8 protein-coding genes are annotated in these 16210 nt (G+C 71.8%); 4 read left to right on the top strand and 4 right to left on the bottom strand.

Annotation, left to right across the window (positions count from 1 at the left end; translation table 11 throughout):
• Window positions 1–173 precede the first annotated feature (173 nt).
• Window positions 174–2303 (top strand): putative bifunctional diguanylate cyclase/phosphodiesterase, encoded by a 2130-nt coding sequence (locus tag ACW9J6_RS31790; RefSeq protein ID WP_457120325.1) that lies wholly within the window; start codon window positions 174–176, stop codon window positions 2301–2303.
• 23 nt (window positions 2304–2326) lie between these two features.
• Here ACW9J6_RS31790 and ACW9J6_RS31785 read toward each other — a convergent pair whose 3' ends face one another.
• The 4 genes from ACW9J6_RS31785 to ACW9J6_RS31770 form a co-directional block, all read right to left on the bottom strand.
• A complete protein-coding gene (locus ACW9J6_RS31785) occupies window positions 2327–2959 on the bottom strand; it encodes a response regulator transcription factor (RefSeq protein ID WP_457120324.1) in 633 nt (210 codons plus the stop codon).
• Window positions 2956–4323 (bottom strand): ATP-binding protein, encoded by a 1368-nt coding sequence (locus tag ACW9J6_RS31780; RefSeq protein WP_457120323.1) that lies wholly within the window; start codon window positions 4321–4323, stop codon window positions 2956–2958. The genes ACW9J6_RS31785 and ACW9J6_RS31780 overlap by 4 nt, the downstream gene beginning before the upstream one ends.
• A gap of 148 nt (window positions 4324–4471) precedes the next feature.
• Window positions 4472–6964, bottom strand: a complete 2493-nt coding sequence (locus ACW9J6_RS31775; protein WP_457120322.1) for a TonB-dependent receptor — start codon at window positions 6962–6964, stop codon at window positions 4472–4474.
• A 742-nt stretch (window positions 6965–7706) separates the two neighbouring features.
• Complete coding sequence (locus ACW9J6_RS31770) at window positions 7707–9848, bottom strand: transglycosylase domain-containing protein (RefSeq protein WP_457120321.1); 2142 nt, start codon at window positions 9846–9848, stop codon at window positions 7707–7709.
• Between the two features lie 352 nt (window positions 9849–10200).
• On the opposite strand from ACW9J6_RS31770, the gene ACW9J6_RS31765 reads away from it, so the two are divergent.
• From ACW9J6_RS31765 to rpoD, 3 genes are all read left to right on the top strand, one after another.
• Complete coding sequence (locus tag ACW9J6_RS31765) at window positions 10201–11067, top strand: type 1 glutamine amidotransferase (protein WP_457120356.1); 867 nt, start codon at window positions 10201–10203, stop codon at window positions 11065–11067.
• Between the two features lie 56 nt (window positions 11068–11123).
• Window positions 11124–13046, top strand: a complete 1923-nt coding sequence (dnaG, locus tag ACW9J6_RS31760; RefSeq protein WP_457120320.1) for a DNA primase — start codon at window positions 11124–11126, stop codon at window positions 13044–13046.
• Between the two features lie 188 nt (window positions 13047–13234).
• The gene (rpoD, locus tag ACW9J6_RS31755; RefSeq protein ID WP_457120319.1) at window positions 13235–15247 is read left to right on the top strand and encodes an RNA polymerase sigma factor RpoD; all 2013 of its coding nucleotides are present in this window, start codon (window positions 13235–13237) and stop codon (window positions 15245–15247) included.
• Window positions 15248–16210 lie beyond the last annotated feature (963 nt).

Raw genomic sequence — 16210 nt, 5'->3', positions numbered from 1 at the left:
AAGCACTGCCCTCGAACAATCGGCGATTGACCCAGCTTTCCGGGCGGTCCGGCCCGCCGCAGGACCCGCGTGGGAGCCGAGCTCGATTGTGACACGAGCGCGGTTTCATTGTCCTTTAACTTCGTTGCGCGTAGCTCGAAGCAGCGGCATGGGCCCGGAGCAGCTCCGAGACGATGGACGAAACCCCTCCTGGCGAGGCCGCCCCCGCGGCGACGGCGCGCGACGGCCGGAATGAGGCGCAGATCGCCGATCTCCTGCGGCTGGCGCGCGGCCGCTTCCGCGTGTCCGGCGCCGTCCTGACGCTCCCGGGCAGCGCGCCGGTCGCCGCCACCCGGGCGGGGAGCGGGGAGGATCTGGCCGGCGCCGCGCGGAGCCTCGCTCCGCAAGCCCTCGCGGGCGGCGGCATGCTCGTCGTGTCGGACGCCGATCGCGACCCGACCGGCGCCGCCGCGGCGGCGATGCGCGCGCGGCGGCTCGGCTTCTACGCGGGCGTGCCCCTCGGCGAACCGGCCGGCGCCGTCCTGTCCCTGCTCGGGCGCCGGGCCCGGCCCTTCGGCCGCGCCGACCGGGCGGATCTCGACGGGATCGGCCGCCTCGCCGCGGCGCTGCTGCGGCAGCGCGCCGAGACCGACGCCCTCGACCGGCAGCGCCTTCTCGACCGGGCCTGCGCGGTGGCCGGGATCGGCGTCTGGGAGTGCGACCTCGCCACCCAGGACCTGCGCTGGAGCGACGCCGTCTACGACCTGTTCGAGCTGCCGCGCGCGGATGCGGTCACGCGGGCGGAGATCGTCCGCCACTACGCGCCCGCCTCCCTGGCGGCCATGGAGACCGCCCGCGCCCGGGCCATCGCCGAGGGCGGCGAGTTCTCCCTCGACGCCGAGATCGTCACGGCCCGGGGCAACCGGCGCTGGATGCGGCTCACTGGAAGCGTGGAGTGCGACGGCCCACGGCGGGTGCGGATCTTCGGGACGAAGCAGGACATCACCGCCGAGCGGGAATTGTGGGAGCGCACGCGCTTCCTCGCCGAGACGGACGTGCTGACCGGGCTCGCCAACCGGGGCCTGTTCCAGGCCCGCCTCGAGCGCCTCGACCAGGAGGGCGAGGCCGACGTCGCGGCGCTGCTGCTCGTCGATCTCGACGGCTTCAAGCCGATCAACGACACGTTCGGGCACGCCGCGGGCGATGCCTGCCTGATCGAGGTCGCGAACCGTCTTCGCGGCCTCTGCGGGGAGGGGGACCTCGTCTCGCGGATCGGCGGGGACGAGTTCGCGGTCCTGCTCGGCCCGTCGACCGGGGCCGACACCTCCGAGCGGGTGGCCGGGCGGATCCTTCGGGCGCTCGCGGTGCCGATGGAACTCGGCGCCCACAGCTTCCATCTCGGCGCATCGGTCGGGATCGCCCGCGCGGAGGGCTGCGGGAGCGCCGAACTGTTCGTGCGGGCCGACCTCGCCCTCTACGCCGCCAAGGCCGCCGGCAAGAACACCTTCCGGAGCTTCACGCCCGAGATGCGCAGCTCGGGCGACCGGCAGGCCGCGGCCGCCGCCGAGGCCGCGGCGGCGCTCGGCGACAAGCGCATCGCGCTCCTGTACGAGCCGCGCCTGCGCCTCGGCGACGGCGGCTTCGTGAGCTTCGCGGCGGTGGCGCGGCTCGGCGGCCCGTCCGGCGCCGACCCCCTGGCGGCCGCCGCCTCCGAACCCGCGCTCAGCGCGCGGATCGCGGCCTGGATCCTCGACGGCGCGCTCCAGCAGGCCCAGCTCTGGGCGCGGGCGGGCCACCGCAACGCGCGCGTGGCGCTGCCCGCCTGCGCGCCGCAGCTGCGGGCTCCCCGTTTCGCCGAGGATCTGGCCGGACGTCTCGGGCGCCAGGGCCTCCAGCCCGGCGCCATCGAGATCGAGGTCGCCGAGGATCTCTTCCACAAGGGCGATCCCGGGCCGATCCGCGAGGTGCTGGCGCGGCTGCGCGCCTGCGGCATCCGGGTCGTCCTCGATGCCTCGGCGAGCGTGGCGGGGGTCCTCGGCCGCCTGCGCAGCGACCCGGTCGACGCGGTGAAGCTCGACCGGACGCTGGTCGGCCGCTTCCCGGCCTCGGCCCTCGACCGGGCGGTGCTCGACGCGATCCTGCGGTTCTGCGCGGGCCTCTCCATCGACGTCATCGCGGACGGGGTCGAGACCGAGGCGCAGCGGGAAGGGCTGCGGGCGCTCGGCTGCGCGCTGGGCCAGGGCCCTCTCCTCGGCGCGCCGCTCCCCGCCCCGGCGGCCGAGCGCTGGCTCGCGCGGGCCGCGCGCAGCCCGCGGGTGGCGTGATCCCGGACGCGGCGCGGACCCGCTCAGGCGAGGTCGCGGGCGTGCTTGACGGCGAAGTGGGTGAGTTCGGTCAGGGTCCCGAGGCCGAGGCGGCGGCGCAGGGCCGCGCAGGCGTTGGTCACGGTCTTGTAGCTCACCGCGAGGTCGGCCGCGATCGCCGGATAGGCGCGTCCCGCGGCGAGGAGCGCCAGGATGCGCCGCTCCCGCGCCGTGAGGTCCAGCACGGCCGCGCGCGCCGGATCCCGGCGCAGGACGGCCACCTCGGCCGCTAGGGAGGGATCGAGGTAGGGCCGCCCGGCCCGCACCCGCTCCACCGCCTGGACGAGGTCGCCGGCGGGGGCGTCCTTGAGGACGTAGCCGCGCGCCCCCGCCTCCAGCGCCCGGGCGATCACCGCCGGATCCGCGTGCATGCTGAAGACCAGGACGCGGGTGGGCAGCCGGCGCGCCGCGATCCGCCGCACCAGGGCGAGGCCGGCGAGGTCGCCCGCCGGGAAGGCGAGGTCGATCACCGCGACGGCGGGACGGTGCCGGAGCAGAGCGCGGTAGCCGGAGGTGAGATCCGCGGCGACGAGGACCTCCGCCCCGGCCTCCGCCAGCAGGCGGCGGCACCCCTGCAGCACGATCGGATGGTCGTCGATGACGAGGATGGCGGTCACGCGCTCAGCGCCTCCGGACCCGGCGAGGCGGGCGCGTTCTCCTGATCGAGCGGGATCGCGACCGCCAGGACGGTGCCGCCGGGCGCGCCCGCGGGTTCGAGCGCGAGGCTGCCGCCGAGCGCCTCGACGCGCTCGCGCATGCCCGCCAGGCCGCGCCCGGGCCCCGGCCCGGCGCCGAGGCCGATCCCGTCATCCGCGACCCGGATCCGCAGCGCCCCCGCCCCCTCGGCGGCCTCGACGGTGATGCGGGTTGCCCGCGCGTGCCGCAGCGCGTTCGTCACCCCCTCCTGGACGCAGCGATAGGCGGTGAGGTCGATGAGGTCGCCGTAGTCGGGGGCAAGTCCCTCGAATCGGCCCTCGATCGCGGTATCCGGGTTGTGGCGGCCGAGATCCCGCAGGAGCAGGTCGAGGCAGGCGCCGAGGGGCGCCTGCCCGAGCCCGGCCGGCCGCAGCCGGCTCAGCAGGCCCCGGTTGATGACCTGCACGCGCCTGACGATCGCCGCGATGTCGTCGGTGCGCTGCCGCAGACGGGCGCCCGTCGCCGCGTCGAGCGTCCCGGCGATGCGGGCGATGGAGGCCGAGTTGGCCTCCAGCGCGAACAGGCAGGGGCCGAACTCGTCGTGCAGTTCCAGGGCGGTGCGGCGCCGCTCGTCGTCCTGGGCGGTCAACAATTGCCGGTTGAGCCGGCGGTTGGCCTCCCGGGCCGCCCCCAGGGCCTCGGCGAGGCGGTTGAAGCGGGCGGCGATCACCGCCAATTCGCGGGTGTCCGGCCGGTCGAGGCGCGGGGTGTAGTCCTGCTGCTCCAGGCGGATCAGCCCTTCGGCGAGGTTCTCCAGGGGCCGCAGCAGGCGGCCGAAGGCCAGGAACAGCGTCCCCAGCATGGCGAGGCCGAGGGCGGCGCCGGTGAGGGCGAGCGCCGTGGCGTAGCCCCAGACCTCGTCGATCTCGTCGGACGGCTCGGTGACGACGATCGCCGTGCCGATGCGCTGCCCGTCATGGACGAGCGGGACTTCGTGGCGCAGGACCGGCGGGGCGATCAGCCGCGCGAACCAGCGCGGCGCCCGCCGCCCGCCCTCGCGCAGCGTGCCCGGGGCGTCCCCGACCGGCGCGTTGGCCGCGTCGAGGAGGCGGACCCTCACGTGGCGCAGGGCCTGGAAGCGCAGGCCGAGCACCCGGAAGACGCCGGGCGTGGGCGTGCCCGGCATCATCTGGAGCGTCTCCGCCACCAGGGGTTCCACCACGGCGATCGAGGCCGCGGTCTCGACCTGCGTCGCCGTCCTGGCCTTGACGATGATCACCGCGCCCGACACGGCCGCCGCCGCGAGGTGGATGAGGGCCGCCACGACCATCAGGCGCGCGCGCATCGGCCGCCCCGACCAGAGGGGCGGCCAGCGGCGGGCGGGAGCGGGGAGAGCTGCCTCGGGAAGCATGCGCGATGATACGGCGCCGGACCCGGCGCCACCAGCGAGGGCGGGGCGGCACCGGGCGAGGGACGGCGCCCCGGGTCGCGTCCTACCAGGTTACGCGCAGGCCGCCATAGACCGAGAGCGGCTGGATCAGGGTCGTCGAGCGCGGGTCGTTGAGCGCGTAGGTATTGGCGAAACTCGCGTTCGGCTGGATGAAGGTGCCGAAATTCGCCACCCGCGTGTTGGTCAGGTTGGTGATCAGCCCGAAGAGCTGGACCTCCTTGGTCAGCTGGTAGCTGGTGGTGAGGTTCACGAGCGCGTAGGGCGGCAGCTTGCGGTTCAGGTTCGACTCGTCGCCGCGGAAGTACGAGGAGGAGTAGGCGGCGACGTTCATCCCGAGCTTCCACTCGGGCGTGATCGCGACCTCGAAGCCGGCCTTGATCTGGTGCTCGGGCACCAGCGGCACCTTATTGCCGGGCCGGATGGTGATCGTCCCATCGTCGTTCGCAAGCGGGTTGTTTGGAGAGCGAAGCTGGCCGTTGAACTGGAAGGTGGCGTCGATCAGCGCGTAGTTGGCGTAGAGGCTGAGGCGGCCGTTGGTGTACTCGCCGGCGACCTCGATGCCCTGGCGCTGAGTGGCCGGCACGTTCACGTAGTAGCCGCGCGCCGCATTGCCGGGCACAGCAACCGACAGGATGTCGTTGGTGAGATCGGTGCGGAAGGCGCCGAGCTTGTAGGTGAACACCCCGCCCTCGAACACGTCCGGCACGGAGCCGCGGATGCCCGCCTCGTAGGTGCGCGCCTCGACCTGCTTGAGGGGCGGGTCGGCCACCAGCGAGTTCGGCAGCAGGCAGGGCTGGGTCGGGCTGGCGCAGGAGAGTTCGAGCGGCGTCGGCGCCCGGTTCGATTCCGAGTAGCCGCCGTAGAGGGTCAGCCAGGGAAAGAACCGGTAGGTCAGGCCCGCCACCGGGTTGATGCGGTTGTAGTAGTGGGTGCCGGTGATGTCCGGCGCCAGGCCCGACTGGTCCTGCGTGGTGATGCGCGCGAAGTTCAGGCGCGCCCCGGCCGTGAGCGAGAGCTGGTCGGTGACGTCGAAGGTGTCGAGGGCGAACAGGCCCATGTAGAGGTTGGAGCCGATGACGTTGCTCGGCGCGAGGCCGATCGCGCCGGCGGTGCGGATCGGCCCGGTGCCGAGACCCGGGATCAGCCCGTAGATCGGGTTGTTCGGGTTGGTGGTGATGCTCAGGTCGGGGTTGATCACGCCGAGCATGCTCGCCGACTTGAAGCTGTAATCGGCCGCGTCAATGCTGCCGCCGACGATGAACGTGTTGGTGTGGTCGAGGATGCGGTCACGGTTGGTGGCCTGCAGCGAGCCGCCGTAGCCCGTGGCCTCGGTCCGCACCGTGTCGAGGGTGCCGTAAGGGATGTTCGCCCTGAAGGGGATCGGTTGGCCGTTCGGCCCGACGATCGTGAACTGGTTGGCGTAGGCGCGACGCGCGGCGGTGCCGGCCGGCGGCGCGAAGGCGTTGAAGGCGTCATCCTGGAAGCACAGGAAGCCGCGGAAGTTGCCCTGACGGCTGCAATTCTCGAAGTTGCCGTCGTTGCCGTCGATGTAGGATTGGCTGAGCCGCCGGATGTAGGCGTTGCCGGAGAGGTCCCAGGTCGGCGTGACGCTCACGCGGCCGGTGAGCTGGAGCTGGCCGACCTCGGTGTCGGTGGTCTGCGGGTTGGTGAAGATCGCCCGCTCGTTGGCGTGGCTGAGGTCGACAGGCGTCGCCGCCGCCGCGCCGAAGAAGGTCTTGGCGCCCGAGGCGATGACGTGGAACTCGGAATCGGGGCTGCGATAGCCGAGATCGGCGTAGACCCGGCCGATCTCGGAGGGCGACTTAAAGCGCCAGCCGTCGTCCTTCAGCCCCTCGCCGGCGAAGTAGAAGCTCCAGGGGCCGACCACCTCGCCGTATTGCAGGGTGCCGAGGATGCGGCCGTCCGAGCCGCCCATCACCGAGACCTCCTTGCCCTGCCAGGTGAAGCCGTTCTTCATCTCGATGTTGACCGCGCCGCCGAGCGCGTTGAGGCCGAAGAGCGGGTTGCCGGTGACGATGTCGATGCGGTTGATGGCGACGGACGGGATCAGGTCCCAGTTCACCACGTCCCCGAAGGCCTCGTTGATGCGGGTGCCGTTCTGGTAGACGGCGAGGCCCTGCGGCGCGCCCTGGAGCGGCGAGGCGTCGAAGCCGCGATAGGTCAGAGTCTGGCGGAAACTGTTGCCCTGGCCGTCCGAGAGGCTGACGCCCGGCGTGGTGCGCGCGAGCGTGAAGGTCGGGTCGAGGGTGGCGCGGTCCTGTTCCAGCTTGCGGGCCGAGACGGTCTCGACCGTGAACGGCACCTTGGCGAGCGGCAGCGCGCCGCCGGACGCGACCGGGGCGCCGCCCTCGCCGCGGGCGACGCCGCCCGCGCCCGCCACCGGGGTAACCGGGACCACGTCGATCTGCTCCAGGGCGATCGTGTCGCCCTGCGCGGCCGCCCGGCCGGCGAGCGCGACCGCGGCGACCGGCACCAGGATCGTCGTGACCAGTAATCCGCGCCGCATCGCCGTCATCGTCCCCGCCCCGAGAATCGTTGCCCATCCGTGACGGGCCGTTGTCGCGACCCGGGATAGCGAACTTGGCCGTTGCGCCGCAATCCCGACCCAGGGCGACTTGCACACGATCGCCGATCCAGGGCATGATCAGCGTCGCGCGGAGACTGTTCGTGACTTTTTAGTCACGTTGGAATAACCGGGGAGATCGGGGTCCGGGATAGTTCGGCAATCGGCTTTGCTTGAATATCCCGGTTTTTGTCTTTCGCTGCGCGGAGTCGGATGGCCTGCCATGACCCCGTCCGCCCCCGGCCGTTCTCGGCGAAGGGCGCGACGGTCCGGAGACGAGGCGAGGCGCTTCACCCCTCTGCCGCGTGGGTTACGTCTGCAGACATCGTCGTCGTCAGATCATCGACGAAGGGATTTGAAAAGCAGGACATTCCTCGTGCTGAGGTGCTGCGCAGCAGCCTCGAAGCACCCCTGACCATGGATCCGAGAGGGCTGATTGGACAGGCTGTCCAGCTGTGCTTCGAGGCTCCCTCCGGTCGCACCTCAGCATGAGGAGGTGGTTCTGCTTCCATCAGCGGAGTCTGATGCTGCGGCTATCCACCGTCTGTCTAGACGGACGATGACGCGGGAGCCCTTGGCCGACATGAACTCTTGTAAAGTGCGTGCCTCGGCGGGATCGAGACACTCTCTCCGACGGTCCGGATAGCCCCCACACGTCAGTCGGCGACAGGGCCCGGCCTTCGTCGGACGACCCTCAATCTCCGACGCCGAACAGCCGCTCCAGGAAGTTGCGGTCCTCGCGGCTCGGCGCCGAGCGCGTCTGCGGCACGGGCCGCGGCGGGGGCGGGGGATCGCCGAAGAGGCCGCCCAGCACCTCGCCAAGACCCTGCTCCGGCGCGGCCGAGGCCACGGCGGCACCGCGGCGCCATCGGGCCGCCCCGGGCAGCGGGCCGGTCTTGTCATTGCGCAGGGCCGTGGTCATGAAGCGGTTCCAGATCTCGACCGGCAGGTTGCCGCCGCTGACCCGCTTCGTGGCCTCGTTGTCGTCGTTGCCGAGCCATACCCCGGTGACCAGCGTCGTGGAGAAGCCCACCATCCAGGCATCGCGGTAATCCTGCGTCGTGCCGGTCTTGCCGCCGAGGTCGACGCCCGGGATGTCGCCCTTCTTGGCGGTGCCGCTCACGAAGACCTCGTGCAGCATCGCGTTCATCATGCCGACCGCGTTCGGGTCGATCACCCGGCCGAGCCCGGCGGGGCTGCGCTTGTAGATCACCTTCCCGTCCGCGCCCTTCACGCTGGCGATCACGTAGGGGATCACCCCGGTGCCGCCATTGGCGAAAGCCGCGTAGGCGCCGACCATCTCCAGGGGGGTCACCTCGGAGGTGCCGAGCGCGATCGAGGCGTTGGCCTGGAGCGGCGAGGTGATGCCGAGCCGCTGGGCGGTCTGCACCACCGCCTTCGGCCCCACCTCCATCCCGAGCTTGACCGCGACGGTGTTGAGGGAATGGGCGAGCGCGTCGCGCAGCGTGACCGGACCCGCGTAGCTGCGGCTGTAATTCTCCGGGTTCCATCCCTTGATGTTGACGGGTGAATCCTCCCGCACGGTGTCCGGGGTGAGGCCCCGCTCCATCGCGGCGAGGTAGACGAAGGGCTTGAAGGAGGAGCCGGGCTGCCGCTTGGCGCTGGTGGCGCGGTTGAACTGGCTCTGCGCGTAGTCGCGCCCGCCGACGAGGGCGCGGATCGCCCCGTCCGGGCGCATCGCGACCACCGCCCCCTGCGAAACGTTGTAGCGGGCGCCCTTCTGGTTGAGCTCGTCCACCAGGGCCTTCTCGGCCAGGGACTGCAGGGCGGGGTCCACGGTGGTCGAGACGGTGACGTCGCTCTCGATCGTGCCGACGTAATCGTCGAGCACGTCCATCACGAGATCGGCCACGTAATTGGCCGAGCCGCCGCCCGCCGGGCGGTTGGGCTTGGCGGGCTTGTCGAGGGCGAGCTTCACGTCCTGGGGCTTGGCGAAGCCGAGCTCCTGCATGGCGGCGAGCACCTGCGCGGCGCGGGCCTGGGCCGCCGGGAGGTTGCGGTTGGGCGCCAGCCGCGAGGGTGCCTGGACCAGGCCGCCGAGCATGGCCGCCTCGGCCAGGGTCACCTCCTTGGCGGGCTTGGCGAAGTAGCGCTGCGCCGCCGCCTCCACCCCGTAGGCGCCCGCGCCGAAATAGACGCGGTTGAGGTAGAGTTCGAGGATCTCGTCCTTCGTGTACTTGTGCTCCAGCCACAGGGCGAGGATCGCCTCCTGGATCTTGCGCGAGGCGGTGCGCTCCTGGGTGAGGAAGATGTTCTTGGCGAGCTGCTGGGTCAGCGTCGAGCCGCCCTGCGCCACGCCGCGGGAGGTCAGGTTGCGCATCAGCGCCCGGGCGATGCCGACCGGGTCGATGCCCAGGTGGTGGTAGAAGCGGCGATCCTCGATCGCCACGAAGGCCCGCGGGAGGTAGGGCGGCAATTCCCGGATCGACACGGTGCGCCCGCCCGTCTCGCCGCGATTGGCCAGCAGCGAGCCGTCGCTCGCCAGGATCGCGATGTTCGGCGGGCGCTTGGGCACCGCGATCTGGTCGATCGGGGGCAGCTGCGAGGCGTGGTAGGCCACGATCCCGGCGAGCGCGATCACGCCCCAGACCCCGAGGATCACCATGCCGTAGACGAGGCGCCCGAGGAGCGAGCGCCGCCGCCGCGGCGCGGGCCCGCGCGCGGGCGCCTTCCTGGTCCCTGCGGCTCTCGGTCGTGCCACGGCTGCCCCCGCCCGGTCGCTGCGCGTCAGCCGCAGGTCGAGGGAGGCCGGATCCGGGCGCCCCTCGGGCGCGTCGAACTTCGGCTCGACCCGGCCGCCGCGTCCCTTCGCCATCTGCTCCTGCCCCCGCGACTCCCGGACCCGTCCCGATCCCGAGCGTCCGCGGCGGCCAAGGGCCCGCCCGAGGCGGCGATCGGTCTCGAGGGGTCCTGAAGAGACCCTAAATGAGGCGGGTTTAAGGGCTCTTAACCGAATTTTTCGTGATACTTCTTAGGCATTTAGCGCGAGAATCAGCGGAAGCGGGCGCCGGCGGGCCACGACGCTCGTGAGATGTCGGCCCGAATCCTCCCGGAGCGGCCCGTCCGATCGCGCAGGCCTCCCGCGACGCTCTGGCGCCGGAACGCGGCGCCTGCCCTGCGGTTGCGCCATGCCGGACGCGACCGGACCGGCGAGGGGGGACGGGGCGATGCTGCGCCTGCTGGTGGCGGACGGGAACGAGCGGGCGGGCCGGGAGCGGCACGCGGCGCGCTGCGGCAAGACCTCGGCCGAGACCTACGCGGGCGTGCTGCGCGCGCTGGCGCCGGAGGCCGCCTGCGACCTCGTCGCGCCGGCCGATGCGGATGCGGACCTGCCCGAGCCGCTCGACACCTACGACGGCGTCGTCTTCACCGGCTCGACCCTCCACGTCGCCGAGGGCGGTCCCGCCGTGGCGCGGCAGGTCGCGCTCATGCGCGCGGCTCTGGAGGCGGGGGTGCCGGTCTTCGGGTCGTGCTGGGGCGTGCAGGTGGCGGCCGCCGTGGCGGGCGGGGAGGCGGGCCGCAACCCGCGCGGGCCGGAATACGGCTTCGCCCGCAACATCGCGCCGACCGGGGAGGGGCGCGACCACCCGCTCCTGGCCGGACGCCCGGCGGCCTACGATGCGCCCGCGATCCACGACGACGCCGTGATCACGCCCCCGCCCGGCAGCACGGTGCTGGCGGGCAACGGTCGGCTCGCCGTCCAGGCGATCGTCGTGCCCTACGGCCGCAGCGCCTTCTGGGGCACGCAGTACCATCCCGAACTCGACCTCGACGAGGTCGCGGCGATGCTCGCGCTGAGCGCCGAGGGCGTCGTCGCGGCCGGTCTCGCGCGCGACGCGGGGGAGGTCGCGGCCTACGCGGATTGCCTGAAGACGCTGCATGCGGAGGGTGATTCGCGGCAGGACCTCGCGTGGCGCCTCGGGCTCGGCGAGGAGGTGCTGGAGGCGCCCCGGCGACGGCGCGAGATCCGCAACTTCCTCGACGCGCTGGTGCGCCCGGCGCGGGCGGCGCGGGGCGGGTCGGGACACCGTTAAGGACTCCTGACCCCCGCTTGCGCTATAAGGGCGATCCCCCGGACCGGACCCATCGCGTGCGCTACCCGCCCCACCTTCTGGAAGAGATCCGCGCCCGGCTGCCCGTCTCGGACGTGGTCGGCCGGAAGGTGCGGCTGAAGAAGGCCGGCCGCGAGTGGAAGGGCCTGTCGCCCTTCAACGCCGAGAAGACCCCCTCCTTCTACGTGAACGACCAGAAGCAGTTCTACCACTGCTTCTCGTCGGGCAAGCACGGCGACGTGTTCACCTTCCTGCAGGAGACGGAGGGCCTGTCCTTCCCGGAGGCGGTGGAGCGGCTGGCGGGCGAGGCCGGCGTGGTCCTCCCGGCCCCGAGCCGCGAGAGCCGCGACAGCGAGGACCGCCGCCGCGGCGCCCTGGAGGTGATGGAGATCGCGGCCAGCTTCTTCGAGGCGCAGCTCGCCGGGCGCGGCGGCGCGCGGGCGCGGGACTACCTCGCGCGGCGCGGCCTCGACGAGGAGGTGCAGCGCACCTTCCGCCTCGGCTACGCGCCGGCAGAGCGCTACGCGCTGCGCGACCACCTGGCGGCCCGCTCCGTGCCGGCCGAGCTGATGATCGAGCTCGGGCTCCTCAAGGGCGGCGAGGACATCGCCGTGCCCTACGACCATTTCCGCGACCGCATCACCTTCCCGATCCGGGACCTGCGCGGGCGGGTGATCGCCTTCGGGGGCCGGGCGCTCGCGCCCGACGCCAAGCCCAAATACCTCAACTCCCCGGAGACGCCGCTCTTTCACAAGGGCTCGGTGCTCTACAACCACCACGCCGCGCGCCGCGCCGCCCACGACACCGGCCGGGTGATCGCGGTGGAGGGCTACGTCGACGTGATCGCCATGACGATGGGCGGCCATCCGGAGAGCGTGGCGCCGCTCGGCACCGCGCTCACCGAGGACCAGCTCGGCCTCCTGTGGCGCATGGCCGACGAGCCGATCCTCTGCTTCGACGGCGACGGAGCCGGGCGCCGGGCCGCCTACCGGGCCCTCGACGTGGCGCTGCCGGGCCTCGTCCCGGGCAAGTCCCTGCGCTTCGCGCTGCTGCCGGAGGGCCAAGACCCGGACGACCTGCTGCGCTCGGGCGGCGCCGTCGCCCTCGACCGCGTGCTGGAGGGCGCCCGCCCCATGGTCGAGGTGCTGTGGTCGCGCGAGACCGAGATGGCGCCCGTGGACACGCCGGAGCGGCGGGCCGGCCTCGCCCAGCGCCTGCGCGAGCTGGTCGGCCAGATCCGCGACGAGACCCTCAAGCGCTACTACCGGGACGAGATCGAGGCGCGGCTGCGGGGCCTCGGACCGCAGGCGGGCGGCCGCGGGCGCCGCGCCGCCGCGCCGGGGTCGGGCTTCCAGGCCGGCGCGGCGGGGGGCTTCGCGCCCCGCGGGCGCGGCCAGCCCGAGCGGCCCGCCTCGCCGCGGCTCACCGCCCGGGCGAGCCCGCTGCTTGCCCGCTCGTCCCTGTTCGCGGGCGGGATCTCCCACCGCGAGGCGATGATCATCGGGATCCTGATCGTGCATCCCGAACTGCTCGCCGGTGAGGCGGAGGATCTGGCGGGCCTTGACCTGACGAGCGCGGAGGCCCAGGACCTGCGCCAGGCGCTCCTCGACCACGCGGCGGAGGGAGGCGTCGGCGATGCGGCGAGCCTCAACGCGCGGCTGGAGCGGGCGGGGCTCGCGGCGGCGGCGGGCCGGATCGCCACCCAGGTGCGGCCCGGCGACCGCTGGGCCCTCGACCCGCACGCCGACCTGATGCGTCTCGAAGACGCGCTCAGGCAGGCCGTGATCTTGCACCGCAAGGCCGGGTCTCTACATAGCGAACTCCGGGCGGCCGAGCGGGCGCTCGCCGAGGAGGACACGGAGGCCAATTTCGCGTGGCTCTGCGACGTGAAGGAGCGCCTCGCCGTGGTAGCCGCCGCCGAAGCGGAGGCGGAGGACACCGCGGACGCCGCGTCCCTCTGACGCGCGGCGCGTGACTTCGGACCCCGAACCGGGATAGTTAGCAATAAGTCAAGCGTCTCGCTTGCAGAATCGGAACGGGATCGAAGGGCGGCTGGGCCGGTGGCTCCGCTGCCCGTGCGTACATCACGGTGTCGACGAGGCGGGTCTGACCCCGTCGGGGCGGGCCGGCATCGAACCATAGGCTGATCATGGCGACGAAGGCAACGGAACGAGAAGAGACCGAAGCGGCCCCCGAGCAGACGACCGACGGACCGCTCCTCGACCTGACGGATGCCTCCGTCAAGCGGATGATCAAGCTCGCCAAGAAGCGCGGCTACGTCACCTACGACGAGCTCAACGAGGTGCTGCCGCAGGAGGAATTCACCTCCGAGCAGATCGAGGACGTGCTGGGCCAGCTCTCGGAGCTGGGCGTGAACGTCGTCGAGGCCGAGGAGGCGGACGAGAACCAGGCCGAGGGCGCGGCCGCCGCCGGGGAGGCCGGGGCCGACGACGAGGAGGCGAGCGAGGGGACCGAGGTCGCCGAGGTCGCCCCCAACCGTCCGGTCGCGCTGCGTGCCGAGACCACCAAGGAGCCGACGGACCGCACGGACGATCCCGTGCGCATGTACCTGCGCGAGATGGGCTCGGTGGAGCTCCTGTCCCGCGAGGGCGAGATCGCGATCGCCAAGCGCATCGAGGCCGGGCGCGAGGCGATGATCGCGGGGCTCTGCGAGAGCCCGCTGACCTTCCAGGCGATCATCATCTGGCGCGACGAACTCGTCGACGGCCGGGTGCTGCTGCGCGACATCATCGACCTCGAAGCGACCTATGCGGGGCCGGACGGCCGCGCCGGGCCCGCCGAGGGCGAGGGCGAGGCGGAGAGCGAGGGCGACGGACCGGAGGGCGAGGTGGCGCCGCCGGAGGGCGAGGGCGACGAGGACGACCTCGAGAACAACGTCTCGCTCTCGGCCATGGAGGCCGAGCTGAAGCCGCGCGTGCTGGAGACCTTCGACTCGATCGCCGAGAACTACCGCAAGATGCGGCAGGTGCAGGCCCAGCAGGCCGAGACCCGCCTGCAGGGGAGCGGCGCGAACGAGGGCCAGACCCGGCAGTACGGCGAGCTCAAGAGCCGCATCGTCGCCGACGTCAAGTCGCTCTCGCTCAATTCCAACCGCATCGAGGCGCTGGTCGAGCAGCTCTACGACATCAACAAGCGGCTGATCTCCCAGGAGGGCCGGCTGATGCGGCTCGCCGAGAGCCACGGCGTCTCCCGCGACGAGTTCCTGCGCCACTACCAGGGCCAGGAGCTCGACCCGCACTGGGTGGAGCGCGTCGGCAAGCTCGGCGGCAAGGGCTGGAAGAACTTCACCGAGCGCGGCGCCGACGGGATCCGGACCCTGCGCGAGCAGATCCTGTCGCTCGCCTCCGAGACCGGCCTGGAGATCCAGGAATACCGGAAGATCGTCCACATGGTCCAGAAGGGCGAGCGCGAAGCCCGTCAGGCCAAGAAGGAGATGATCGAGGCGAACCTGCGTCTCGTGATCTCGATCGCCAAGAAGTACACGAACCGCGGCCTGCAGTTTCTGGACCTGATCCAGGAGGGCAACATCGGCCTGATGAAGGCCGTGGACAAGTTCGAGTACCGGCGCGGCTACAAGTTCTCGACCTACGCCACGTGGTGGATCCGGCAAGCGATCACGCGCTCGATCGCCGACCAGGCCCGCACGATCCGCATCCCGGTGCACATGATCGAGACGATCAACAAGATCGTCCGGACCTCGCGGCAGATGCTGCACGAGATCGGCCGCGAGCCGACGCCGGAGGAGCTGGCCGAGAAGCTGGCGATGCCGCTGGAGAAGGTGCGCAAGGTCCTGAAGATCGCCAAGGAGCCGATCTCCCTCGAGACGCCGATCGGCGACGAGGAGGATTCCCACCTCGGCGACTTCATCGAGGACAAGAACGTGGTCCTGCCGATCGACGCGGCGATCCAGTCGAACCTGCGCGAGACGACGACGCGGGTGCTGGCCTCGCTGACGCCGCGCGAGGAGCGGGTGCTGCGCATGCGCTTCGGCATCGGGATGAACACCGACCACACCCTGGAGGAGGTCGGCCAGCAATTCTCGGTGACCCGCGAGCGCATCCGCCAGATCGAGGCGAAGGCCCTGCGCAAGCTCAAGCACCCGAGCCGGTCGCGGAAGCTCCGGAGCTTCCTCGACAACTGACGGGGCGCGACAGGCGTGAGGCCCCCTTCGCGGGCATGCCGATCGAAACGTCGGGGCGTGAGCATGCGGTCTCTCGGCTTGCGCATGCCTGTCCGGGAAAATGTCAGACGCTTCTCCCCTCTCCCGAGTGGGCTAGCGTGTTCACACTTCGCCTTCCGGCATCAAGAAAGTGCTTCTTTCGCAGTCGCTTGAACGGAACCGAGGAGACCCGCGGGATCCCCTCTCCCGTGCGGGAGAGGGTTAGGGGTGAGGGCCCCGGACCGTGCCGTCATCAAGCGAAGACAGTCGTGCTGGCAGCGGGACACTCCAGAATACTGGCTGAACCACCTGGACCCTCACCCCTGCCCCTCTCCCGCATGGGAGAGGGGTTCCCCGCGCCACACCCGAAACCATCGTGTGTCGACGTAAGCATCTGCCAGGTCTGTATTTTTCGCGTTCTGTGAATCCGCTAGCCCGAGTGGGAGAGGGGCCGGGGGTGAGGGTGGCTCGGGCTCAGCAAGACGTCTGTACCGAGCCGCTGGAAGCTGAACGGCTCAGATTAATCCTCAAGCCGAGCCACCCTGCGCGATCTTCGATCGCCCCTACCCCTCTCCCCGCGTGCAGGGAGAGGGCTGCGTCCCCGACAAGGGGGACGCAGCGAGCCCGCAGGGCGAGGGTGAGGGTGCGGTTCCGAAGAAGCCTGATCCAGCGCCGCCCCCTTGTATCTGGAAGCCGGCCCTTTTGGATGATGTGATGAGGGCTGCGCGGGGACCGGCGGCCGCCGGTCCCCGCGCGTGGCGGACGGCTCCCGCGCCCCCTCTGGCTGCAACCGCTGGTGAGCTTTGGGACCGTCGCCACTGTCACGCACGACCGGACAGTCGCCTGATCGCCCATCGCACGCACAAGGCAGGTTACCGTGACCCAGATCATCTGTGGAGTGGACGTCGCCGCAAAGACCCTCGACGTCCGCATCGTTCCGGGTGG

The sequence above is a fragment of the Methylobacterium sp. JK268 genome (assembly GCF_054052225.1).
This window is presented reverse-complemented; position numbering and strand designations above follow the sequence as displayed.